General features: G+C 34.0%; 22 protein-coding genes, 1 pseudogene and 1 riboswitch. Of the genes and pseudogenes, 15 read left to right on the forward strand and 8 right to left on the reverse strand.

The features are described from left to right. Window positions 1–710: 710 nt before the first annotated feature. The 4 genes from ACEN4I_RS06640 to ACEN4I_RS06655 all read right to left on the reverse strand — a co-directional run bounded on the left by ACEN4I_RS06640 (window position 711) and on the right by ACEN4I_RS06655 (window position 3,528). Window positions 711–1,103, reverse strand: a complete 393-nt coding sequence (locus tag ACEN4I_RS06640) for a hypothetical protein (RefSeq protein WP_207558087.1) — start codon at window positions 1,101–1,103, stop codon at window positions 711–713. 562 nt (window positions 1,104–1,665) lie between these two features. Then, the gene (locus tag ACEN4I_RS06645; RefSeq protein WP_188205484.1) at window positions 1,666–1,950 is read right to left on the reverse strand and encodes a type II toxin-antitoxin system YoeB family toxin; all 285 of its coding nucleotides are present in this window, start codon (window positions 1,948–1,950) and stop codon (window positions 1,666–1,668) included. Further along, on the reverse strand, window positions 1,950–2,198 hold the full coding sequence (locus ACEN4I_RS06650) for a type II toxin-antitoxin system Phd/YefM family antitoxin (protein ID WP_188205485.1): 249 nt from the start codon (window positions 2,196–2,198) through the stop codon (window positions 1,950–1,952). The genes ACEN4I_RS06645 and ACEN4I_RS06650 overlap by 1 nt, the downstream gene beginning before the upstream one ends. Window positions 2,199–2,490: 292 nt before the next feature. Next, window positions 2,491–3,528, reverse strand: coding sequence for a YeiH family protein (locus tag ACEN4I_RS06655; protein ID WP_407102636.1), 1,038 nt, complete (start codon window positions 3,526–3,528; stop codon window positions 2,491–2,493). 111 nt (window positions 3,529–3,639) lie between these two features. Between ACEN4I_RS06655 and ACEN4I_RS06660 the strand changes: the two genes are divergently transcribed. Both ACEN4I_RS06660 and ACEN4I_RS06665 read left to right on the forward strand, forming a co-directional pair. Beyond that, window positions 3,640–4,524: a LysR substrate-binding domain-containing protein gene (locus tag ACEN4I_RS06660; RefSeq protein ID WP_407102637.1), complete on the forward strand. Its 885-nt coding sequence runs from the start codon at window positions 3,640–3,642 to the stop codon at window positions 4,522–4,524. Between the two features lie 586 nt (window positions 4,525–5,110). Then, window positions 5,111–5,890: an SPFH domain-containing protein gene (locus ACEN4I_RS06665; RefSeq protein ID WP_407096087.1), complete on the forward strand. Its 780-nt coding sequence runs from the start codon at window positions 5,111–5,113 to the stop codon at window positions 5,888–5,890. A 412-nt stretch (window positions 5,891–6,302) separates the two neighbouring features. After that, a riboswitch (TPP riboswitch) is annotated at window positions 6,303–6,406 on the forward strand. On the opposite strand, the gene ACEN4I_RS06670 is transcribed toward ACEN4I_RS06665, so the two are convergent. Further along, window positions 6,373–6,567 carry a hypothetical protein gene (locus ACEN4I_RS06670; protein WP_407126572.1) on the reverse strand — a complete coding sequence of 65 codons (195 nt, stop codon included), beginning with the start codon at window positions 6,565–6,567 and terminating at the stop codon, window positions 6,373–6,375. (Overlaps the previous riboswitch by 34 nt.) Here ACEN4I_RS06670 and ACEN4I_RS06675 point away from each other — a divergent pair. From ACEN4I_RS06675 to ACEN4I_RS06700, 6 genes and pseudogenes are all read left to right on the forward strand, one after another. Further along, window positions 6,545–7,081, forward strand: coding sequence for a YkoF family thiamine/hydroxymethylpyrimidine-binding protein (locus ACEN4I_RS06675; RefSeq protein ID WP_407126571.1), 537 nt, complete (start codon window positions 6,545–6,547; stop codon window positions 7,079–7,081). The two genes, ACEN4I_RS06670 and ACEN4I_RS06675, sit on opposite strands and share 23 nt — an antisense overlap. Then, window positions 7,078–7,665 (forward strand): ECF transporter S component, encoded by a 588-nt coding sequence (locus ACEN4I_RS06680; protein WP_188205490.1) that lies wholly within the window; start codon window positions 7,078–7,080, stop codon window positions 7,663–7,665. Before ACEN4I_RS06675 ends, ACEN4I_RS06680 begins: the two co-directional genes overlap by 4 nt. Then, a complete protein-coding gene (locus tag ACEN4I_RS06685; RefSeq protein WP_407102639.1) occupies window positions 7,649–9,154 on the forward strand; it encodes an ABC transporter ATP-binding protein in 1,506 nt (501 codons plus the stop codon). The genes ACEN4I_RS06680 and ACEN4I_RS06685 overlap by 17 nt, the downstream gene beginning before the upstream one ends. Next, a complete protein-coding gene (locus ACEN4I_RS06690; protein ID WP_407102641.1) occupies window positions 9,138–9,860 on the forward strand; it encodes an energy-coupling factor transporter transmembrane component T family protein in 723 nt (240 codons plus the stop codon). Before ACEN4I_RS06685 ends, ACEN4I_RS06690 begins: the two co-directional genes overlap by 17 nt. Before the next feature lie 200 nt (window positions 9,861–10,060). Next, a pseudogene (locus ACEN4I_RS06695) lies at window positions 10,061–11,373 on the forward strand (ISL3 family transposase). 81 nt (window positions 11,374–11,454) lie between these two features. Further along, window positions 11,455–11,718, forward strand: coding sequence for a hypothetical protein (locus ACEN4I_RS06700; protein ID WP_407102642.1), 264 nt, complete (start codon window positions 11,455–11,457; stop codon window positions 11,716–11,718). Between the two features lie 211 nt (window positions 11,719–11,929). Here the strand turns inward: ACEN4I_RS06700 and ACEN4I_RS06705 are convergent, their stop codons facing one another. Continuing rightward, window positions 11,930–12,724 carry a hypothetical protein gene (locus ACEN4I_RS06705; RefSeq protein WP_407095951.1) on the reverse strand — a complete coding sequence of 265 codons (795 nt, stop codon included), beginning with the start codon at window positions 12,722–12,724 and terminating at the stop codon, window positions 11,930–11,932. A 427-nt stretch (window positions 12,725–13,151) separates the two neighbouring features. Between ACEN4I_RS06705 and ACEN4I_RS06710 the strand changes: the two genes are divergently transcribed. Then, window positions 13,152–13,283, forward strand: coding sequence for a hypothetical protein (locus ACEN4I_RS06710; protein ID WP_262926741.1), 132 nt, complete (start codon window positions 13,152–13,154; stop codon window positions 13,281–13,283). Window positions 13,284–13,303: 20 nt separating this feature from the next. Here ACEN4I_RS06710 and ACEN4I_RS06715 read toward each other — a convergent pair whose 3' ends face one another. Beyond that, window positions 13,304–13,471: an Atu4866 domain-containing protein gene (locus tag ACEN4I_RS06715; RefSeq protein ID WP_407102643.1), complete on the reverse strand. Its 168-nt coding sequence runs from the start codon at window positions 13,469–13,471 to the stop codon at window positions 13,304–13,306. 216 nt (window positions 13,472–13,687) lie between these two features. Between ACEN4I_RS06715 and ACEN4I_RS06720 the strand changes: the two genes are divergently transcribed. The 6 genes from ACEN4I_RS06720 to ACEN4I_RS06745 all read left to right on the forward strand — a co-directional run bounded on the left by ACEN4I_RS06720 (window position 13,688) and on the right by ACEN4I_RS06745 (window position 22,727). After that, on the forward strand, window positions 13,688–14,590 hold the full coding sequence (locus tag ACEN4I_RS06720; protein WP_407102644.1) for an NAD(P)/FAD-dependent oxidoreductase: 903 nt from the start codon (window positions 13,688–13,690) through the stop codon (window positions 14,588–14,590). Between the two features lie 461 nt (window positions 14,591–15,051). Next, on the forward strand, window positions 15,052–15,474 hold the full coding sequence (locus ACEN4I_RS06725; RefSeq protein WP_407102645.1) for a very short patch repair endonuclease: 423 nt from the start codon (window positions 15,052–15,054) through the stop codon (window positions 15,472–15,474). A 53-nt stretch (window positions 15,475–15,527) separates the two neighbouring features. Then, a complete protein-coding gene (locus ACEN4I_RS06730; protein ID WP_407102646.1) occupies window positions 15,528–16,991 on the forward strand; it encodes an ATP-binding protein in 1,464 nt (487 codons plus the stop codon). After that, complete coding sequence (locus ACEN4I_RS06735) at window positions 16,984–19,641, forward strand: Z1 domain-containing protein (protein WP_407102647.1); 2,658 nt, start codon at window positions 16,984–16,986, stop codon at window positions 19,639–19,641. Before ACEN4I_RS06730 ends, ACEN4I_RS06735 begins: the two co-directional genes overlap by 8 nt. Beyond that, on the forward strand, window positions 19,638–20,606 hold the full coding sequence (locus tag ACEN4I_RS06740) for a PD-(D/E)XK motif protein (protein ID WP_407102649.1): 969 nt from the start codon (window positions 19,638–19,640) through the stop codon (window positions 20,604–20,606). Before ACEN4I_RS06735 ends, ACEN4I_RS06740 begins: the two co-directional genes overlap by 4 nt. Window positions 20,607–20,627: 21 nt before the next feature. Beyond that, window positions 20,628–22,727, forward strand: a complete 2,100-nt coding sequence (locus ACEN4I_RS06745; protein WP_407102650.1) for an AIPR family protein — start codon at window positions 20,628–20,630, stop codon at window positions 22,725–22,727. A gap of 151 nt (window positions 22,728–22,878) precedes the next feature. On the opposite strand, the gene dcm is transcribed toward ACEN4I_RS06745, so the two are convergent. After that, window positions 22,879–24,174 carry a DNA (cytosine-5-)-methyltransferase gene (gene dcm, locus ACEN4I_RS06750; RefSeq protein WP_407102651.1) on the reverse strand — a complete coding sequence of 432 codons (1,296 nt, stop codon included), beginning with the start codon at window positions 24,172–24,174 and terminating at the stop codon, window positions 22,879–22,881. Between the last annotated feature and the right edge of the window lie 244 nt (window positions 24,175–24,418).

Raw genomic sequence — 24,418 nt, forward strand, 5'->3', positions numbered from 1 at the left:
ATCTCCAGATAGTTACTATTTAAAACAAAAGCATGTTATATAAAATTGAACCGCCGTATACCGAACGGTACGTACGGTGGTGTGAGAGGACGGTAAATAAATTAATTATTTACCTCCTACTCGATTTTACGCGAAAATTGGCGGTCTCAATTTGCTGCAGCCGTAAGAACGCAGTGATGTACGGATGTAGTATAAGGCGAATGGAAAGAGCGTTGCTCAAAATGTTAATATATCTTTATATATCAACATTTCAAGGCGCTTTCCAATTTTTGGAGAGTGTCTTTTTTTAGTGCGCCCGGCATGGGTGATAAATTAGCAACTGCTTTTTTTAAAACAAAATATAACTGTAATGATTGAAAATGAAAGAATCAACTCTCAGTATTAATACTGAGAGCTGATTCTTTTTTTAGACTAGAGAAATTTTTTGTTTGCTAATCATTAAAGCATTTTTTCTTTATTGAATATATAAGAAGCCAACAAATCGTATATATCACAATACCAATGATAATTTTCACAAAATTGTTATCAGTTGAAAAGGCATGACTGCTGAAAAATATTGAGACTAAAATAATAAATTTCAGTAAGCTCTCTTCCCAGGAAGTCTTTAAGTATTTTTTATTATTCATCAGTTTATCCCACACATATCAAAGTTTTATAATCTATATTGTATCTCTGCACTATATTTTTTTAATTAGAACAAATATTTATCATTAATTAGGACTATAATAAACTGTTTTTTGACCTAAAAGTTTTGTTCTGCTGCTATTTGAAAATTGTTTTATAATGACTCTTTCACCCTTTATAGTTGGAACAGGAGTAGAGTAGTCAAAAATTCTATACACCTCTTCAGAATTATAAACATATGTAAGGGTCATAGAATAAGCTAATGCTGCAACATCGATTAAATAAGCTGATATCTTAGCATATACGTTAGGAATATAGTCAATGACGCGCGAAATTGCTAATGCGATTGCACCAATAGATAATCCTTTGACGTAAGTACTTGTTTTAAAGGTTTTTAAGTATTCCCAGTTACTATTCATAAAAGGAGTAATATGATTATCGATTGATAATTCTTCGGTATTTTGTACAACTTCTTCCAATTCAATATTCTGAGTAAATTCTTCCCCATAAAAAGATCCTTCTTAGTAAAGAGAACACCACTTTACAAAAAAATTAGTCACTAGGTTTCTGTCTAACCCACCGGTTAAAAGCAGCTAAAAGTGGGAATGAATTTATCCTATCTTCGAGCGGAAGGACGAAGTTGTAGAAAAATAGTTCCTTAAGCTATGGATTGTGAATCCCTTTTGGTATAATGGGTTCATAACAAACAACTCCCTTTTTTGTTGGTTTTTTTGTCAAATCAATCATACAAAAAAGTCAGGGTTGTTTGTATTTTTATGTCCTCCATTACTTAAAAAGTTGTAAAGTGGTGTAATTAGCTACTTAAACGATAAAAATATGTTATAGGTTAAGAAAAAAGCTATTTATAACTTTCAACACACTATTTTATATAAAATCATGTATTGAGAATTTTATTAGTTTAAGGTTCTTTTTTTGTTTCAAAAGGGGAAACCCTAATAGAATCAGGAATACTCTCGTACATTACCCTACTCATATGATAGGATTCCAAATAAGTAATAATGAGAAGAACATACACCAGTATCAGATAGGTATGTTCTTCTCATAGTGAGACCATGCTGTCCATATTGTCACAGTCTTTTCCTTCTTATCAATTGTAAACACAACTCTATGCTGTCCATTGATTCTCATTGAATGGATTTTCTTGTGTTTTGGCTGAAGAACTTCATTTCTCCTGACCTGCTCAAAAGGATTCTTTCTTAGTATTTCAACTATTTCATCATAGTCACCTTTTAGACCAGCTTTTTCTAATAATGGAATGTGCTTCTTTTTGACTTCTTTATATTGTCTTATTTTCCAATCTGTCATTAAATTTCCTCGAAATCGTCTTCAGTTGAATTTTCCATTGCATCTAACACATAACTCAATGTGCCAGTTCTTTCCAAGTACAATTCTTCTTGCATTTTATCATATTCTCTTTTAGAGAGTAAGACTACACCATCATTTGAACCATTCTTCGCATTTAAAGTGATTTCTAAAGTTGCGTTTTCAGTTGATATCTTGTTTAAAGTGTTGAACATGTCTTTTCTGAAGTTTGTTGGTGTGATTATATCCATCTTTTCTCAACTCCTTTTTCTCTATATGTACATTATAGTGTACATATAGAGAAACATCAACTAATACTCTTAAATAAGTATCGACTTTGATACTATTAGTATAGTCGGTTAATAGGTATCAAATAGTGTTCTAATACTTACTCTCCCAATGGTTGCAGCTACTTTATAGAGTGAGAAATGAATACTTATTATTACTCTTGTTAGATACTTGGGGTAAGACTCGGTGCACTGTATGCTTTCTAGAGAGTATCATCAATCAGCCGCTGCTTTTTTTGAAATATTGTATTCTAAACTAGAACAGCCAAAAAATCAAACTAATTGCTAGAATAACTTGGAAGCAGCCAATCAGTAAGCCGTATAACATGGTACGAGGCCCTTCTTTCAAGATATCAGAGAACTTGACCTGAAGACCAATTGCAGCTAAAGCGGTAATCTCAAATTGATTACTGATGACTTCGGAACTATGGATCATAAAGGAAGGTAAGGGTAGAAAACTTCTAAGCAAGAACAAAATGAAAAATCCTGCAATAAACCAGGGAATAGTCATTAGGCTTGCATTTTTTTCCAAATCAGCAGATATTGGATCAACTGCTGATTTAGAAAATAGCGGTTCTTCCTCTTTAGTGTTTAATTTACTGAAAGATAAGGCTACTCCGATGATAAGGAGGACTCTCATAAGTTTGAATACTATAGACAGATTAGTAACGTCCATACTTACCAATTTAGCTGAAGCAACGACTTGCCCTATGGATTGGACCGTTCCTCCAATCAAGGCTGATGTTTGAACGACTTCGTTGTGGTACAGAACAGAAGCGAGAATAGGCAGTAAGACCATCAATATGGTTCCTGTTACATTAACTATAGTGATGGACATGGCTTTATCTTTCTTGTCGGCATCAATCACCGGAGAGACAGTCCCAACAGCAGAAGAACCGCAGACTGCATTGCCGGCACCCATCAGTAAAGACATTTTTTTATTGAACTTCATAGTTCGACCGACCCAATAAGCGAATAAAATCGTCAAAACCATTTGAAAAATAACAAAAATAAATCCAGTAAAACCAACTTGCTTGATGATTTGAAAATCTAAAATCATTCCATTTAACACGATCGACCATTCTAAGAGAGATTTTTCAGAAAACTTAGTTCCTCTTTTAAAATAAGGCTTGTTTAAAAAAGTATTTCCTAACAAAATTCCTAAAAAAATTGCGATCAGTGCTGCTCCTAGATTTGGCAGAAGGGCAGATAAATACTGGCTGATTAATGATATCAAAACACTGATTAGTAGCCCGGGCAAGATAGGATAGCTTTTTTTGAATTTTGCGAGCATGTTAAACCTCCTCCAAATATTTATGGTATTATGATATACCGAAGATTGTATAAAACAAAATAATCATTTATTATATAATTATAAGAAATTGTTATTGAGGAGTGGCATTAGATGTTAGATTACCGGTACCAAACGTTCCTTACTTTAACAGAAGAAATGAATTACACGACCACAGCCAAAAGATTGCACATTACCCAGCCGGCTGTCACCCAGCATATTCAGTCTTTGCAACAGGAGTTAGGGGTTGAACTGATTCATTATGAAAAGAGAAAATTATCGTTAACCGCTAAAGGAAAACAGCTGCAAAAGGATCTTTATTTGCTCCAAAGAGAGATCGCTAAGGTCCAAGAACAATTAACTTCTACTGTAGAGCACAATACCCTTGTATTTGGAGCCTCCTTGACGATTGGGGAATACATGATGCCTGGACTCATTGAGTCGTATTTGAACCAGTATCCAGCGCATGATATCTCGATGGTAACAGATAATACCCAACATTTGATCGAATTGATGGAACATGGAAAAATTGATTTTGCGTTCGTAGAAGGAGAATTCAATCAGTCTGTATTTGAATTCCAGAAAATCGTTGAAGAACCGTTTATCGCTGTCTGTTCAGAAAAAAGTTCTTTATGGAAACAAGAACAAAGCATTAACGACTTATTTTCTACACCTCTTCTAGTCCGTGAAGAAGGATCAGGATCACGGCTGATTTTCGAAACAGCGATAAAAAGTAAGGGGATCCACTTAGACAGCTTTTCGAAAGTTATGATGATCGGGAGCATTGGCGCAACTAAAAAATTAGTCGAAAAAAATTTAGGGATCAGTTTTATTTATCAGAGGGCTGTTGAAGAGGAACTCAACAAAGGAATATTGAAAAAGATACCTTTAAGTGATTTTAATGTAATTCATCCGTTTTATTTGATTTATCTAAAAAGAATCCAAGTGAGAGGGATGGAGACGATGAAGAACTTTTTAAAAGTCGCGGAATCAAACTAGACAGGCCTAATGTACAAGGCATGTTAAGTTTAACCGCTTTTTTGATTCTAAGCAGCAGAGTTGAAAAAATTCAGGTCTCAACAACTCTATGATCAAAGAGCATGAAATTAATCCAATAGGAATTGGGAGTGATGTAGATGTCAAAGGCTATATACATTATTCCTTTAATTCTGATTTAGGAAGCAAACACTTGTGAAAGAACTAGATTTGTATAAAAATGGCTTTCCAGAATCGCGGTAATTAAATTAATTGCTATAATTAAGCTTAGATATCTAAAGAATCCACCGTTTTTCTTCATTTCTTTGGTATAATGATTAAGATGATTTTTTATGAGAAGAGTAAGGTAAATAGAGTCAACTCGTAAAAGAAAAAGTATGCCGAAAAGAATACATAGGCTTACAGCAGAAAAGCCTGTGTATTTCTTTTTGTGTATTGCAGTAAATAGTTACACGGGGTGGTTTGTTGTAAGAGAGTAAGGAAAAGTATTTGTTATTAAGAAAATTATTTAGTTAAAAAAAGAAAAGAGGACATAGAATTGAACGAAAAAATATACGATAAGAACAGCATCAAAAAAATCAAAGGGTTAATGATTGGTCTTTTAGTCATTATCTTATTGGTAGGTGGATTTTTAGTGTTTTTTGAAAAAATCGAAAATGGTTATGTAGGGGTTCGTTATTCAATGAACGGCGGAGTGAGAGATCAAACGCTAAGCCAAGGGGTTAAATTTGTCGGATTGGATAAAGTAACTCAGTATCCTATTCGCTTACAGACGGTTAAAGCAGAGAAGTTGAATTTGGCTACGGAAGATGGAAAAGCTACCCATGTATCGATTACATATGCTTATAAAGTAGATTCAAAAAAAGTTTCTGATGTGTTTAAAGAATTTGGGAGCATCAGCGTAGAAGATATTGAAGCAAACTGGTTGAAGGCACAATTGCTGAAATCATCGCGTAGTGTCGTTGCTAGATATAGCTTGTTGGATGTAACGGGATCAAAATCAACAGAAGTTCAGCAATCGATTTTAGAAGATTTCACTAAAGCAGTTGAACCTAAAGGATTCTTGGTAGAAGACGTTGCTTTTGGAGTTCCAGATGTTGATGCGGAAACGCAAAAATCCATTGATGAGATCATCAAAGCGGGTCAAGAAAAAGAAAAAGCTCTCTTGGAAGCCGATACAGCCAAAACAAAAGCAGACAGTTTAGCTTACCAAAAAGTAAAAGCAGCAGAAGCAGAGGCGGAAGCCAATAAAAAATTATCTGAATCCATTTCTGAAGAATTGATCAAGTTAAAAGAAGTAGAAGCACGTTTAGAACATGGTTGGGTTGAAGTACAAACGGGTCAGGCAATTGTTGATACTAACGAGTAGGTGATAAAAATGATTTTCTTCTTAGGTAAACTTATTTTTGCAGCGATAGTGGTCATTTTAATAGGAAACTTATTGTCTTTGCTGTTTAAAAAAGATCCTAAACAGGAAGATGATGATTTGAATTTTTAAGGACTTGTTGCAAAAAGGGAAAAGGGATTCTTGTGGTTCACAACACAAGCTCTCTTTTTTTCCTTTCTTTTTTCTGCCACAGCTTTTATTACTTTATATTTCTTATCTTTATTCATCGTTAGTATTATCCTTTTCATGATTTTATTTTATCATTTTGGGACATTTTATGCTTCGACCTACTTAGGACATTATCACGTTCGAACGATAAATTCTAAAATAATAAAAATGTTTAGCTTGCCATCGATTTTCTTTTCAAGTATACTGAATTAACAAAATTAAATAGTTATTTAATCCGGAGAGCCTTTTAAAGGAGGCTGAGAGTGCTAGAAGCAGATTCGTGAACCTGATCAACTTTATTGTTGCGTAGGAAGATTATAATTTTTACTATACTCTTTTTCTGGATTATTAACTGGAAAAGGAGTTTTTATTTTGTCAAAAAAAGAATATGTCTCATACGGCAGTTGCGCAGTAGGTGTTCCTGGTTCAAAAGAAGGAATTGCCGGAATTAGATTCAACTTAGCCCCGATGTCTGATAACTTTGTCGACATTATCCTCTCTTCACTTGAAAATGTAGACACTTCTATGGTGTGGAGTGAAACTGATCCCACTTCAACGGTTTACCGTGGTAGAGAATCGGCTGTATTTGACGGCGTTCGAGCGGTATTTTCTCAAGCATATCATGATGATGTACATATGAGTCTTCATATGACTATCTCGAAAGGTTGCCCGGGAGATCACGATGCAGACTACACACTTGATTATGATGATAGACGTATCAATGACCGCAACAGCCGCAAAAGATCCTTCCCAGTTGTTGGTAAATTTTCGCTGTATCCAATGGGCACTGATAACTATATGTCACTTATTGAAGAAGTGGTTAACAATGGGATTGACCGAGGTGTTTATGCTGGAAGTGGCCATTACACGACTTACTTAAAAGGTGAAGTACATGATGTCTTTGATTATTTAGAATATGTCGCAGAAAGAACAGGCAAAGATGTTAGCCATTATATTATAGAAGCCTCTTTACTCTGTAACTTACCTGAGGGGGAATCATTATGAATAAAGAGCCATTGAAATTAAGAGACTTTATTTTTATGGGATTAATCTCTGTCGCATTTGGAATTGTTTATTTAATTGCATTGTATTTAGGAGCTGCTCTAACAACTGCTCTCACTCCAGCAGGTATTGGTATTTTAGGATATGAACCTTTTTACGGGATATGGTTTATGGCACCTGTTGTTGCTCTTTACGTTCTTAGACGGCCAAGCGTGGGTATTATTACTGAAATATTTGCTGCTGTTATAGAAGTTGTTTTGGGAAATGTTTTTGGTCCCATTGTTATAGTCAGTGCCTTTATTCAAGGTTTAGGTGTTGAATTGCCTTATATGTTTACGAAATACCGTCGCTATAATATGAGAAATTCAATGGTAGGTGCCGTTTTGGCTACCATTTTCAGTTTTATCTGGACTGCATTCAGAAACGATTATGCTTCACTTGAAATTTCTATCGTTATCGCTATCTTTGTTATTCGTTTAGTAAGTTCACTTATTTTTACTGGGTTTATTGCGCATAAAATTTGTATTGCTTTGGACAATACGGGGCTATTGAAATCTTATGGTGTCAGTCATGAAAAAGGGAAATAATCATGGACTTGTTGTTGAGCAATTAGAATTCAATCTAGAAGATAGCGTACACTTTTTGGATATAAGTTTTTCAATCAATCCTGGAGAAATTGTGCTTCTAGCGGGTGCAAGCGGATCAGGAAAAAGTACACTAGCAGGTGTTCTAACAGGATATTATCCTGAAAGTGGCGGCACATTAAAATCCGGCACAATTTCTGTTTCTGGACAAGACCTATTATCTATGGACAATCAGGAATCTATGAGGTATATATCTGCATCATTTCAGAATGCCCGACTAGCATTTGCTATGGAAAATCTCTATCAAGAATTAATTTTTTGCTTAGAGAACAAAGGTTTTGATCCTTCATTAATGGATGAAATGGTTAAAGAACACGCAAAGAAAACAGGTGTTACCGAATTGCTTGAACGTTCTTTTGATGTCATGTCTGGCGGAGAATTACAGCGAGCAAACTTTTCATGTTTGGAAATCATTGATCCACTCGTCTATATATTAGATGAACCATTTTCTAACTTGGATGATCAAAAAGCAAATGAACTTCAAGAAACAATTTTAGAACTAAAAAAACAAAATAAAATCATTCTAGTCATCGATCACCGTCTTGATAGGTGGAAATTTGTTGACCGAATGATGGTATTAAGTCGAGTGGGGCAACTTCTAGAGACAAACATCTCACTTGATCCACTTTCTACTAACAATCATCTCCTTCTTGAACAAGAAGGGTTATTGTCAGAACTAGAAAAACCTCTGCAACAAGCAGAAGTATCAAATAACTTGGAGCCGATTTTTCAAATCGAAAATATGACGATTGAACTAGGAGAATATAAAACAAAATGGCTGAAAAAAACGTGGCATCCTGACCGTATTTTATTAAAAAACGGCAACATGCACATTTATCCTGGAGAATTGATTGCGTTAGAAGGAAAAAGTGGGTCCGGTAAATCAACTATTTTTCAGACGATTCTGGGGGAATATCCTTTTGACGGGACTATGCATATGAAAGATTTAAAGTTTAATTCTAAGAATAGGAAAGAGTGGCTTTCTCACATTGGACTTGTTTTTCAAGATCCTTCTCTTCAATTTTTAACAACTTCATGTTTTGATGAATTGAATATTGGCGTGCAAGCTGTTTATCCTGAAAAGACTGAAGAAGAAACTAAAAAATTAATCACTAACCTCTTGAAACGCCATAACTTAGAAAATCATGCTTCTACTTCACCATGGCTTTTAAGTCAGGGTCAACAACGCCGATTGGCAGTGCTTTGTATGTTAATTAAAGGGCAGAGACTGCTACTCGTTGATGAACCAACCTATGGTCAAGATAAACAAAATGCACTTGAAATAATGAATAATTTAAATGAACTTAGGCAAGATGGAACGTCCATCATCTTCACCAGTCACGATCATGACTTAGTAAAGCACTATGCTGACCGTGGTTATCTATTAGAAAATCAAGAGTTAATTGAGGTGACCTATGATCGATCGCATTAACCCATTTATAAAACTAGTCACTGTTTTAGTCACCAGTTTACTCTTAATGTTCTCACCAGACTGGCGCCTCAATACGTTTATAAGTGTGATTGTTCTCTTACTTCTATTTACGAGTAAAAGAGTTCAATTAAGACAAGCATTAAAAATCATTCTTCCAGCTCTTTTCTTATCATTTGCTTTCTTCATTACAGGATGGCAGTTTAGTCATACTGGCGGTACTGACATTAGTCTATCCGCGCAGTCAACACGTTTTGTTGTGGAAGATGCTACATTTTTAAATGGGCTACGATTAGGGACACGTATCTTTTCTTTCGCAGTACTTGGTTTATTAACAGCATTGACTATCTATCCAAATGAGTTAATTGCTAGTATGGTTCAGCAAGGAAAGTTATCGAACAGTCTATCTTATGGTGTTTTGGCATCTGTTTATCTAATCCCTTCAATGAGGGAAAATTATTCACAAGCAAAACTAGCTTATCAAGTTAGACAAATTAAATTGAGGAAATTTGATTATAGACCCATGATTGGACTCCTCATTCGGTCTATACGTTGGTCTGATGCATTAGCAATGGCAATGCATGCAAAAGGTTTTTCTGAAGAACGGACCCATTACATTCAAACTAAAGTGAAGTGGTATGATGTTGTTTTTCTCATTACGCTTCCACTCATGACGTTAATCGGGTTGGTATACCTCAGACTCCTATAATTTAATTAAACCTGAATAATTCATAGTTTCTCAAAAATGAGTCAAAAACCTTGTTATAACAGTTTATTTTTTTTGGTTCTATAATAAATACGGTTGATGGATAATTTTTCCACCAACCGTATTTTTTCGTATGTAATGAAAAAAGAACGTATCTCCGATATAATTTAATCGCCAAACCAAATTAAAGGAGATACGTCCATATGCAACAGTTTATCGCAAATACACTGCAATTAAAAGACAAAAATATTTATTTTGATGGAGAAACCGTTGAAGAAAAGATGTATAAAGATCGACGCTCGTTGTTTTATCATGCTCAGTTATCCTATATCCCAGAAAGATATCCTGGATGTGGGACTAAAAACGAGCACTATTCTATTGTAAAAAATGGCACTAGAACATCGCGTCTAACGTTAATGCATGTGTCTGGCCTACCGGCCTACTTAATGTTAAAGAAACAACGTTTCTTCTGTAAAAAATGCCTCTCTGCTTATACTGCTCAAACAGCTATTGTCGATCAAGACTGCTTTGTCTCTACTCGTGTCAAGCAACACATCGCCGATCAAGCAACGAAAATAAAATCTGTGAAAATGATTGCTGAAGAACATTCGGTATCTTGGAATACGGTGCATCGCGTCATCACTCAAACGGCTGAAAAACTAAAAATTCGACCGGTTTCTTCTTTGCCGGATCACCTCAATTTTGATGAATTTAAAAGTGTCAACTCGGTTAAATTTTCGATGAGTTTTATTTATTGTGATGCGCTGACCCATAGGGTTGTAGATGTTGTAGCGAATAGACAAAAAGGTGAGTTATTGCGTTATTTCCAACGGTTCTCATTACCTGTCCGAAAAAAGGTAAAGACGGTAACAATTGATATGTACGAACCTTACATCCAATTAATTCCTGCTCTCTTTCCCAATGCAGCGACTATTTTTGATCGCTTTCTTATCGTTCAGGCTTTAAACAGAAAGCTAAATAAATGCAGAGTAACCCCCATGAATGAATACCGCTATAAAGACGGCCGTCTTTATAATAAATATAAAAGATACTGGAAACTGCCTTTAAAATCTGAAACCCTGTTAACTTCTTCCAAGTATGCTAAGTTTAAACTTTTCGATTACTTAACCAATACGCAATCTATTGTGGATTACTTAATGTCGTTAAATGAAACTTTAAAAGAAACATATACTGTCGTTCAAAATTTGCGTTACGCTTTAACAAATAATCAGAGGGAACTCTTTACATATGTTCTCAACCAAGCAAAAATCAAACCCATTTCAAGAGGATTGCAACGGGTACTCAGAACGTTGAGAAAATACCTCAGACTTGTCCAGAATACGTTTCAATACCCCCATTTAACAAATGGTCCTATTGAAGGAATCAATAATAAAATTAAAGACCTAAAACGAACGGCGTTCGGTTACCGAAATTACACAACTTCCGTAATCGGATTTTATTAATGACGCGCTTATATTTACCGGAGAAAGAAAAACAGACTAAGCAAGTTGCCTAGTCTGTGTAAAATTTTCTCATCAACCCTATTTGACGAAGAACCACTAAAGCAGTTGAGCCTAAAGGATTCTTAGTAGAAGACGTGGTTTTTGGAGTTTCGGATGTTGATGCGGAAATACAAAAATCAATTGATGAGATCATCAAAGCGGGTCAAGAAAAAGAAAAAGCTCTCTTAGAAGCTGATACAGCCAAAACAAAAGCTGCAGAAGCCGAGGCGGAAGCCAATAAAAAATTATCAGAATCCATTTCTGAAGAATTGATCAAATTAAAAGAAGTAGAAGCTCGCTTGGAACATGGCTGGGTTAAAGTACAAACTGGTCAAGCCATTGTAGATACTAACGAGTAGGTGATAACATGGTTTTCTTCTTAGCGAAGTTTATTTTTGCAGCGATAGTGGTCCTTTTGATAGGCAGTTTAGTATCGTTGCTGTTTAAAAAAGAACCTAAACAGGAAGATGATGATTTAGATTTCTAACGGGACTGGTTATCAAATAATTTCATTAACTTAAGAAACCAGCACCCATGCGTCTGATTAATCGCATGGGCGCTGGTTTAACGTTATTTAATTTTAGACTTAAGGATAAGAAAATGAAGGACGACTCCGATATTAGCAGACAAATAAATCATCTGATCGCTAAAAGAGATGTCGCTGAAGAAAAAGAAAAGCAGCACCGCTACAATGTACAACAGTTGGCTGGCAAACACTTTAGATCGAGCGACACGATTCCCTTTATCATCTTCACTTTTGATGCGGGATAAAAACCAAAATGGAATCAAAGACAAACAAGGCACTACTATCATGAGCAAGTTAAAAAGGTTAGAGTAGTCTATTTGATTTAGAGATAAAGCGTCCATCAAAGTACTTTGGATGGTAAACAATATGAGAGCAAGGAAACCAGCTATCGCTGGCATTTTCGTTTTTGCTCTCGTTTGTCGGATAAAAATCATAGCTAAAACAAAGAGAAGTAAATAGATACTGTTCTCATCATTTAAAGAGAGAAAAACAGTGAGACCCAATAAGGCGAGAACATCAAAAAGTGTCAGACTTTTGCCTGTGATGCCATTTACTGCTCTCATGTGAAGCACCAGCCACAAGGCATTAAGGAAGCCGATGCTTTCAAAATCAACTAGCATCGAAAGAGACAAAACAGCCGCTAAGTAGGCGGAATAGTCATGTGCCGGATCCAATTCTCTAGAGAATACCCAGGTCAAAAAGAATCCTCCGCCTAGTGAGATTCCTAAGGAGAACTCCCCAAACATTAGCCACCCTGCCGCAACTACTACCAATGCAGCGAGTACGATTATGAGATTAGGTTTATAACGCAAATCGATTTTTCTGCCTAATGTAAACATAACAACACTCCGTATAGTGAGAAAATGTACCAAACCAACAGTTAGTAAACAATAAAAAACTAGTGGCTCTTTTCCTTACTATAACAGAATGTACTCCCAATATCCTTAATGGCAGTTACAGGGATTACATTTGAAATATAAAAAGTGTATGCTGTTTTTGAGCGACATTACTGACATTTCTTAGACAATTTATCTGTTCTGTAAATGAAAATATGTTGTCACATCGCGGTTTATCCTGTATGATTTAGGGAAGAATGTAAACCGGATATTGTGAAGTTGGGCAAAGGATATGGGAAATCATGTTGAATGTAGAATAGTACAATTTTTAGAATGAGTTAGTCATTTTCAAAAATCTCCATTCATGTAGTTGCCGCTCCTCTTATCTCACTGAGAGTATTTAGTGTTACACCAATGAGGTGGTGGGAAAATGAATTCAAAAGAAAAAATGTTAGAGTTGATCAAAAAGAAACAAGCAGGCGGCGGGAAATCTAAACAAACGACCGATCCAAAAAACGATATGAAAAACATGCGTAAAGGTCCGAAGATCTTTAACAAATAATTTAGGCAAAAAAAGAACAGCTACTGGCTATTCTTTTTTTTGCAGAGAATTAGTTTTCTAAAATCTCGTCTAGATCTCCTTCTTCTGAATACATTGCATACTTGCTTGGTAAGGACTCCATCGATAAAGGTCCCGTCAGCAGTGAAGCCTGTATCATCGGCATATTTGATGTGGTTGTTAGTGACCACATACTTGTCTTAGTAAGCAATTCCTTGGTTTCCTCGTATACTTCATCAGATTTCTCTTTTAGAGGCAACTGGTGGTGGACAATAGCCGTCTGTGTGCATTTCTGTAAAAAAGGTTTGCTTGAATCGTGAAGCAAACTCAAGAATAGTATCCAGCTGACTTTTTTGCTTTAATGATAAATATGATAAGTTTCAATAGAGGTCATAGGAGGGAACAAGATGATGGATGTTGTAGTGATTGGTGGCGGTCCAGCAGGTATGAGCGCTGCTTTAGTGGTAGGAAGAGGCAATAAGCAAGTCCTGCTAATTGATGAAGAAAAGCCAAGGAATGCTGTAACGAATGCTTCTCATGCATTCTTGACACAAGATGGCATCAAACCTGAAGATTTCAGAGATAAAGGCAGAAAAGATTTGCTCAAATACCCTACCATTTCTATTAAGACAGATAAAGTCTTATCAATTGAAAAAGCAGAGGAAGGTTCTTTTGAAATAACTGTCGAGTCAGGCGAAAACATCACTACTAAAAATGTCGTCTTAGCTGCAGGATTGAAAGAAAAGGTTCCAGATGTTCAAGGGATTGAAGACTATTATGGAACAAGCATTTTTTCTTGCCCTTTTTGTGATGGTTGGGAAATGAAGGATAAACCATTGATATTAATCACAGAATTGAGTGTAGGGTTGCACTCTGCCAAGTTATTGAAAAATTGGACGGATGACTTGATTATAGCCACTAACGGAAATGAAATATTTGACGCTGATCAGAAAAAACTGCTAGAAAAAAATCAGATTCGCTTGATAGAAGAACGAATTGTTGAACTAGAGGGCACAGATGGAGAGCTTCAAGGAATTGTTTTCGAAAGCGGAGAAAAAATTGAAAGATCCGGTGGTTTCTGTACGACACTATTAGATAAACACTTTTCATTTATTGACTCATTAGATATTGAACTAGGTGAAGCAGGATTCGTTATTACAGATTCTTTGGGTCGAACGAATGTAAAAGGCGTTTACGCTGCAGGAGAAATAACTGGTCCTTCTCAACTGATCGCTTCTGCCAGTCAAGGACACATGGCAGGTATAGGCATTATCAACGAATCTAGTGAAGCAGCATTTTACGGGATGTAGAAATGCCTGCAAGATATAGCTAGCGTAAAAAGAGAACAGTTTTAGTCTGTTTTTTTTGTTAGATAATTCGGGTTAATGACTAATCTTATTTATAAAGTGAACGCCATATTATTGCTAGGTATTAATCGTAAATTTTATGTTACTTTACAAACGTTTTTGTTAGGATCACAAAAAAATTTTTTACTAAAACTTCTTTATCGGTTTTTTAGATATAAGATATAGTTTTCTAAACATCAGGATTGTTGAAAAAAGTTCAAAGTTATCCACTGTTATTAAGAGTTCTACTCCCAGATGTTGTTTAATTATGATAATGCTAGTAAAATTGATATTAATAAATGAAAAGGCTATTTTCTCAAAAAAATATGTGCATAATACTCCTAATAAAGATAAACAGTGGTATTACAGTCATTATCTCTGCCATTATCATATCTAAAAAATCAGTTTATTTGGGGGAGAAAGATATGGAATCCAAAGAGTATAGATCAAAAATGATGTCGAAGATAAAATCAACTGGCGGTAAAGCTGAAGAACTCCTTGCAAAAAGGTTATGGCACGAAGGTATACGTTATTATAAAAATTATAAAAAATTACCAGGGAAACCAGATATTGCAATCACAAAGTACAAAATTGCGGTCTTTGTTGATGGAGAGTTTTGGCATGGATATGATTGGGAAAATCAAAAAAGAACAAGAATTAAAACTAATAGAGAATATTGGATACCAAAAATTGAAAAAAACATAGAGAGAGATAATATTGTAAATCAAAAATTGTTAGAGCAAGGATGGACTGTGATCAGATTATGGGAAAAGCATGAAGTCTTTAAAGATGTCGATCAATGCGTAGAAAAAATTAAAGATGCTGTTAAATTAAAAACTGATATATAAACTCTATATTGTTTTTTTTTTGAAGTATAAACCAATTTATGAGGAGATCAAATATGACTGAAAATTTAGTAACTATATTGCCAAATGCTGCTAGTTTAATTGAAAGCATGCGCTCAATAGGATACTCATTTGAAACAGCTATTGCTGATATTATTGACAATTCAATAAGTGCTGGCGCAAAAAGCATTAACATTTATCAAAGAGAGCAATCCGGAGAGCCTTACCTCCAAGTTATTGATGACGGCAGAGGGATGGATGACTACGAACTAATTGAAGCAATGCGGTTAGGGAGTAAAAATCCGATAAATAAGCGAAAAAGCAATGATTTAGGCCGTTTTGGCTTAGGATTAAAATCAGCAAGCTTTTCTCAATGTAAAGTATTAACGGTTATTTCAAAGAAAAATGAAAAAATTATCGGGTATAGATGGGATCTTGATTTAGTTCATCAAACAGATAAGTTCAACGTGATAAAATTATCAACTGGTACATTAGAAAATATTCCTAATTTAGCAGAATTAAAAAGTAAAGAATCTGGAACTATTATTCAATGGGAAATCTTTGATCGAATTGCGAATTCAACATCTAATTTAACATCTGAACTGATTGATTTAATGAATATAGCTGTAGAACATATTGCTTTGATTTTTCATCGTTTTATTGCTAGTGGTCTAAATATAACTGTAAATTTTGAACCTGTAGTAGCAAAAGATCCATATTTAGTTGATCATAATGGGACACAAGAATTAAAAAATAAGAAAGTTGTAATTGATGATGAAATAATCTTTGTGCAGCCCTACGTTTTGCCGCACTATTCAAATTTATCTGCAAATGATAAAAGAAAAGCAGGGAAGTCTGATGAACAATATAATGGGCAGGGATTTTATCTATATAGAAATAAAAGGTTGATAGTTTGGGGAGATTATCTAGGTTTGACAAGAAAAACAGAACTTGGTAAAAATCTTCGAATCAGAGTAGATATTCCTAATAGTCTCGACTATTTATGGGAAATAGATGTGAAAAAAAGTCGGGCTAAAGTTCCAAGTATAATTAAGAAGAATCTATTTTCTGCTATTAATGATGGGGAAATTGTTTCAAAAAATGTTAATACATATCGAGGCAAAAAAGAATTGAAAAAGGATAAACCTATTTGGGACTTATATACTGATAGAGACCAAAAATTCCATCTGGAAATAAATCCAGAAAATAAATTGTATCAACATTTCCTGTCGCTTTTGGATGAAGAGCAGAAAAATGTATTTTTCACTTTTGAAAAGGCAATGGCAGTTAATGTTCCATTTCAAGCTATATACTCTCAAATTAGTGAGGGAAATGAAAGTTATAACGATAATAGTCAACAAATTATTGAACAACTACAGGAGACTATAAAAATATTGCAGACTTCACAAGTTTTTGACATTAATTCTTGGTTAAAGTCTATTTTGTCTGAAGAACCATATAGTTCAAGTCAAGCAGCAATAGAATTTATAAATAAAGAAATGGGTGGAAATAATGTTTGATTTTAAAGCAGCGTTGATGAGTCAAGTAAATAATGGTGCAACTGAACCAGATATAAGGGAACAGGCCGAGACGTTGAGAGGTACACCGTTGCTTGATCATATAGGTGAGCAAGAATTTCAATATACCGTAGAATCTGCAATACAATCTATCAGAGTATCCTATCAAAAAAGTTATGTTGTAGAAAGTGATGAAAAACACACTCCTTGGTTTCAACAATATTATAAAGATTTAGGAGTTACGCGTTGGGATAGATATATTGATTATCTGCAAAACCAGAAGCATTTTGAACCTAAGGTTGTTGCAGGAATGCAAGAAAGTTTGTTCAAAATTACAGATTTATTAGGAGATCCTAATGGACATAATTTTATACGAAAAGGCTTGGTTGTTGGCGACGTCCAATCTGGTAAAACGGCAAATTATGTAGGTTTGATGAATTTAGCAGCAGATACTAAATATAAATTGATTATTGTTTTAACTGGTACTACTAATACATTAAGAGAACAGACACAAATCCGTATTGAAGAGGGCTTGGGAATAGCAAATCTAGATAAAGGTGTAGGTATAATAAATAATGTGGATTATAATACATTTGCAAATAAACACCCAGTTTATCTAACAACACGGCAAAATGACTTTAGAAAAATAATCGGAGAAAATGTTCAACAATCTATTGAGAGTACAAACGTACCCATTATTATTGTAACAAAGAAAAATGCAACTTCACTTAAAAATATATATAGTTGGCTTGATGGTAACAGCCGCATACAAAATCATGATCACATTGATTCCTCCTTATTGCTGATTGATGATGAAGCGGATTTTGCATCAGTAGATGTTAGTAAAGAAGATGCAGAACAGCCGACTGCAATTAATTCTAAAATTCGACAAATCTTAAAGTTATTTACAAAAAGCAGCTATATTGGATTTACAGCTACACCATATGCAAATATATTTATAAATCCTGAAAATGATATTGAAATGTATGGGCAAGATTTATTTCCTCGCGATTATATTTACGTACTTGGTGAGTCTGATGAATACATCGGAGTCCAGAGTGTTTTTAATGAAGAAGCTGAGCATAAGAAAATGCTTATTGAGATACAATCAGATGAAGTTGAAACTTACTTGCCATTGAAGCATAAAAGCAACCATAATTTTTCTACATTAGCACCAAGTATGATAGATGCTATCAATCTTTTCTTCTTGGCAAATACTATAAGAGATGATCGAGGAGACACAAACGCACATAGATCAATGTTAATGAATATTAGTCGTTTAAAAGATATACATGTAAAGGTTAAAGATGTAGTTCTTGATTACATTACAAGAGTTAAAAAAGATATTCGAATATATAGTAAATTACCATTAGAAGAGGCATTAGAAGTTCCAACGATCGACAGTATAAGAAAAACATTTGATATACACTATACTGATTTGGCAGAAAATTATCAATTTGATGATTTATTAAAAAAAATGAATGACTCGATTTATCGTATAGAAGTTAAAATTGTGAATAGCGAAAATAAAGAATTGGATTACTTGTTGAATGAAAAAGAAGGTGAACGCGTGATTGTTATTGGCGGCTTCTCATTGTCTCGCGGACTAACTCTAGAAGGTTTAATGATAAGTTATTATTACAGGAACTCAGTAATGTATGATTCTTTGTTGCAAATGGGAAGATGGTTTGGTTATAGACCAAATTATTCAGACTTATGTCGGATTTATATGACTAAAAATGTAATTAGTGATTTCCAATTTATTGCTATGGCTACAAAAGAGTTGAAAGAGGATTTAGAAATAAATTCAAAAAGAGGTTTAACACCAAGGGAGTTTGGGATAAGAGTTAGAAGCGGACAGACCGGTTTAATAATTACGGCTAGAAATAAAATGCAATATGGGGAAAAATTAACAGCTCGAGTGAATTTTAGTAAAGATATTATCGAAACTACAGCAATCAATGTTGATGATAGAGTCGTTAATAAAAAAAATACTGACATAATAAAAAATCTCATTGATAAACATGAGAAGAAAGTTGCAAACTCTTTTGATCCTAATGGACGTAACCAAATATATGGGTTACGTGATGTCGACAAAGCTCACATTATACAGTTTTTAAAAGACTATGCTCCTGCTCCAGGGTCTAAATTTGATAGTGATCTAATAATTAAATGGTTAAATGAGAATAATGCTGAAAGTCTTAATCAATGGGACGTTATCTTTCCAACAGGATCAGGAGAAGATGGTGACTTTGATTATGGTCATGGGGTACGTGGCAAAGTATCGTTAAGAACTGTATTAGAATTTAAAAAACAAAAAGGAGTTTACAAGAATTCAAATTCTCGATTAGGTTCTCCAACAGATGGTCGTTATGGTTTAAGTAAAGAGAAGTGGAAGAAAATAAAAGATAAATACAATGAAGGGACTATTTCTCAAAAGAAATACCTTGAAGCTGAATTTTGCCATAAACCAACAATTCTTGTGTATTCTGTTACTCCTAGAAATGAAAAAGGGGAGAAGTTAAGTGAGAACTATATTCCCATGATTTCTGTTGAAATTCCAGAATTAGATCGTAAAAAAAGCAGCTATGTTAGGTATGTTGTTAATACTGTATATAAGGATCTAGAGGATGTGGAGGTTTCTGAAAGATGATAAACGAGAAAAGATTTGGAGAATATTCTAATACTTTTTCTATACTAATGGAAACAGCTAATGACACGAGTAATAATTTTATTCCTCAAAAAAGAGGTGATAATATTTCTATTGCGGCAGGTGTAGATCGCGGAAGCTATGCAATTTCTATTGAATCAAAAGAGATAGATATAGAAATTAAAAGTACTGAGTTGATTCAGGTAAGCAAATATAAAATACCCGATAATAAAATGGCTGTGTTGTTTTCTTTAAGTGATGATAGTCTTTTATCAATTTTTATTTCGTTCGCAATAGATTTAGAAAGTGTAATTGAAAAAAATCCCAGTATCACGATTAATGAAATTTATAACCGTTACGTTTACTGGCAAAGAATGTTTAAAGTCGAAGCTAACAAAATATCAGAAATGTTAGTTAAAGGACTAGTAGGAGAATTAAATATTTTAGATCAATTCATGATCCCTAAATATGGTGTTCAAGAAGCTATTCGAGGATGGGTAGGCACTGAAAAAAACCATAAAGATTTTTCTTATAGTGATGGGATGTGGTACGAAGCAAAAACTATTAATATCGGGAAGTTATCTGTAAAAATATCTTCCATAGAACAACTTCAAGCAGATACTGAAGGAGTACTATTGATTACGGAAATAGAAAAAGCAGGAATTGGAAATCCAAATGGTGTAAGGCTTTTTGATCTTTTAAATAAAATAAAAAATATAATAGATTCTGAAGATACTGTATTAAGTTTTTTTAATAAAATTAATGACTTAGGCATAAGTTTAGATGTTTTTTCTGATCCAAATCATGAAGGTAATCTGCATCGTTATCTAATACATAAAGTCAGCAATTACCTTGTAAATACTGACTTTCCAAAGCTAAATAGAGAAGAGCTCCCTGTTTCTGTGGGAGCGGTAAACTATGAGCTGATTTTAACAGAGATTCAAGATTATCTTGTTGATTTTAATTAATAAGGAGGTGATGAAATTTCTATGGAACTAACAGAATATATTGAATCTTTTACAAATGATGTACAGGTTGATGCTGATACTTTGCATATAAGTATTGAGGAATCATTTTTGACTAATGTAGCGGATAAGCTGATTGAAAATGAAACAATAACGGATTATAAAGCGGCATACTTTACAAAGACCGGTCGAAAAAATCGTAAAATTGAGATTAATGGTTGGAGTTACGAAGATGCCGATGGAACGTACAACGTATTTGTAGTAGATGATTTGGATGAATTCCAATCCAATCTAACAAATACATTACTTGACAACTTAATTAAGAAGGCAGAAGAACTAGTTTATTGTGCGATCGAAAACAAGTTTTTAGAGTGGGAAGAAAGCAGTTTTGGTTACGAAGCTGCGAGTCAGATTTATCAGCTTTATAATAATCGTACTAATCCGCAACATGACTATGATTTAAAGCGGATACGTATATTTATACTTACTAATAAAATGTTGAGCAAGCGATTTAAAAATGAAAAAAGAAATGAAATTTATGAAATACCTGTTGAATTTTCAGTCTACGACGCAAGTAAACTATATGATATGGCAAAAGCAGGGTTTGAAAAAGAGCCAGTAAATATTAATCTGGAAGATTTCGGCTACAAAGGTATAAACGCTATCAAATGTACTGCAAAAGAAGGAGAATTTGAAAGTTACTTAGCCTCGATTCCAGGAAATCTTTTAGCTGATATTTATTTAAAATATGGTACTCAAGTTTTAGAAGGAAATGTCCGTGCTTTTTTAAGTATCCGAGGAAAAGTTAATAAAGCTATAAGAAAAACTATTTTAGGCGAACCTGAAAAATTCTTCGTGTTAAATAATGGGATAACGGTTACGAGCAGTGATATAAAAGTTGAACTTGCTGAAGAAGGTTTATTCATAACAGGAATAAATGATTTGCAGATTGTAAATGGAGGACAAACGACGGCATCTTTAGCAAATGCAATTACAAAAGATAAAGCAGATTTATCAAAAGTCCAAGTAATGATGAAACTTTCTGTACTGGCTAATCATGATCTCTCACTCACTTTAGTTCCTGAAATTTCGCGAGCTTCGAATTCTCAAAATAAAGTAGACGAGGCTGATTTCTTTTCAAATCATCCTTTCCATATAAAAATTGAAGATTTATCTAAAAAAATATTAGCTCCTGCAGTTGATGGCAAACAGTATCAAACAGCTTGGTTCTATGAACGAGCGCGCGGTCAGTATACGGTTGCCCAAATGAAAATGACAAGAACCCAATCAGTTGCATTTCAAGAAAAAAATCCAAAAAATCAAGTTGTTAAAAAAACTGATTTAGCAACTTACATAATGACTTATGCTGGATTTCCCCATGAAGCTAGTAAAGGTGCTCAAGCGGTAATGAAGAAGTTTTCTTCGATAGTTCAGGGTAACGACGGAGAAAGTGGGTTTTGGGCAGAAAACTCTTCGTTGGTCAATGAAAAGTATTTTAAAGAGTTGGTCGCTAAAGCTATAATATTTAAAGAAACAGAGAAGTTAATTTCTGGTTTAGATTGGTATAAAGAGATTAAATCTTATCGACGCAATATTGTTGCGTATAGTATAGCAATACTTTCACAGTATGCAAGTAAAAATAAAATGGACATTGACATGAATAAGATTTGGAATACTCAGCACATGTATGTTCAACTTAGCAAACAAATTGCTGTTACTGCTAAAGAAGTATATGATTTTTTGACAGGCCCTCGTGAAACGCTTAATGTTACTGAATGGGCAAAAAAAGAAAAGTGTTGGCAGAATGCCCAAAAAAGAGAATGGACTATTATCCCGGAATTTCAAGATACATTGGTCCCTATAATAAAAGAAAAGAAGTCGGCTTCTTCAGCTATTAATGAAGCAACTGTGGATTCTATGAAATTTGTTACAGATAAAGAAGCAGAGTTTTGGATAAGCTTAAAAAATTGGGGCAAAAAATATTTGTATATTACTCCTAAAGAAGAAGATCTTTTAAATAGCGCTTATAAAATTCACACTCAAGGTAAAATTCCAAGCGAACGTCAATTTGCTTCTATAGTAAAAGTTTACAATTCATTAATATCAAAAGGATACAAAGATTGAAAGGTTTATCTTTTTGATGTTAGATAGACTAGTAGTAGTATGTGATAATGCATAAGATGATACTTTGAATAAAAATAATTTTTAGATTTTTTATATTTCAAATCAAAAACCGCAATTAGTAATCCTAATTGCGGTTTTTGATTTGAAATATTTATCCAATATGAGATTCAAGAAGATTAACTTTAGGACTAGTATTAATTATTTTATTGTTTATATCCAGCAATTCAAAAAATATTTCTTCTAAAATATCGACAACGATACTGTTACCGGACAATTTAAGCAATTTTGCTGAACTAAGAAACTTTCTTGACTTGGATGCATCAATATTATTATCAATTAAGTTTTGAAAATCTGATTCATCAAAACCCATTAATAGAAACGTTTCTCTAGGGGTTAAGTTACGGTAAGTCGCTTTTTTTTCGCCAAAATCATGGCGTTTATGAATAATTATTCCAGCATTTGGGAACCGATCTTGTTTAGTTGTTATTGTACGAGCTATATTTCCTAATGTACTTTTTCCTTTAGCCAATTTGACAGATCCAAGTTCAATTCTATCTCTAGATGGTGTTTTGTTAGGAGTACTCTCAATAGCTTCTTGACGGTATTGTTCTATTGAATAATCTAAGCGTAGGTATTCATCAATACTGCGAGTTCTGTTGACTTTATTTAAAGAAGAGTTGTTTAAGTAATGAGATATAGATTCTTGTTTTTGCTGACTTAAGTCAGCAGCAAAAACACTTATCATAAATGTTCTTAGTCTAGTCTGAGGAATACCAAAATTAGAAGCATTTAAGTCAAAATATTTATTTATATAACCCAATCTTTCCAATTCAGCTTGCCACAACTCAAAGTTTTTTTCATGCATAGGTCCATGTATTGCAGTTACATTTTCCATTAGCAAGAAACGAGGCATTTTTTTTCCAATGGATTCGTATTCATTCAAGATACGCTCTATCTCCCATAATAAACCAGAACGATTCTGAACATCCTTAGAAATACCGCTAAAGTTTTTATGCCAGTAACTAGATATACTTAAGTCTTGACAAGGAAAAGAGTAAGTCAACAAATCAATATCATTTGGAAGGTCCTCCGCAGTGACTGAAGAAATATCTACTAAATTGTTATTACGGTCAATACTGTGACATATAGCTTTCAATTGTTCTAATGGCATATACTTCAGGGCGCTTGGCTTCAATGCTTGCTTCCCGTCGGAGCTTAAATTATATCTAGATAAGCGTCCTATTAATTCTTGTTTTGTAAAGTGATTATAAGCTTCTAAGTTTTGTTTGCCATTATGAATGATGTCGTATGCAAATATTGCCCCGATTTCCCATTCTACAGTTGCTTCAATGCTGTATTTAAAATTTGGATTCTGTTTTGCTATGTTGCTTAACGCTTTAGCTTGAGCACCAATACCGCTAAATGTTTCTACTACTTTAAAAGTCATAAGGGGTTCCCTCCATTAAATTTATAATACCAGGTTTCAAAATTAAACGCAAGCTCCCAACGAACTAACGTTCTTTTTTTTATTTATTAGATTACTTTTTTTAAGAAAAAATTAGCACGTAAATTTAATTAACGAGCCTAACCAGAATAGACGATTTCCACCACTTCAGGTTACAAATCGTCTGTTTTTTAATTAATATTTTTTGAAATAAAAATTCAGAAATTTGTAACGATATGTTAAGCTC

It is taken from the genome of Desemzia sp. FAM 23990 (assembly GCF_045528485.1).
GTDB lineage: Bacteria > Bacillota > Bacilli > Lactobacillales > Carnobacteriaceae > Desemzia.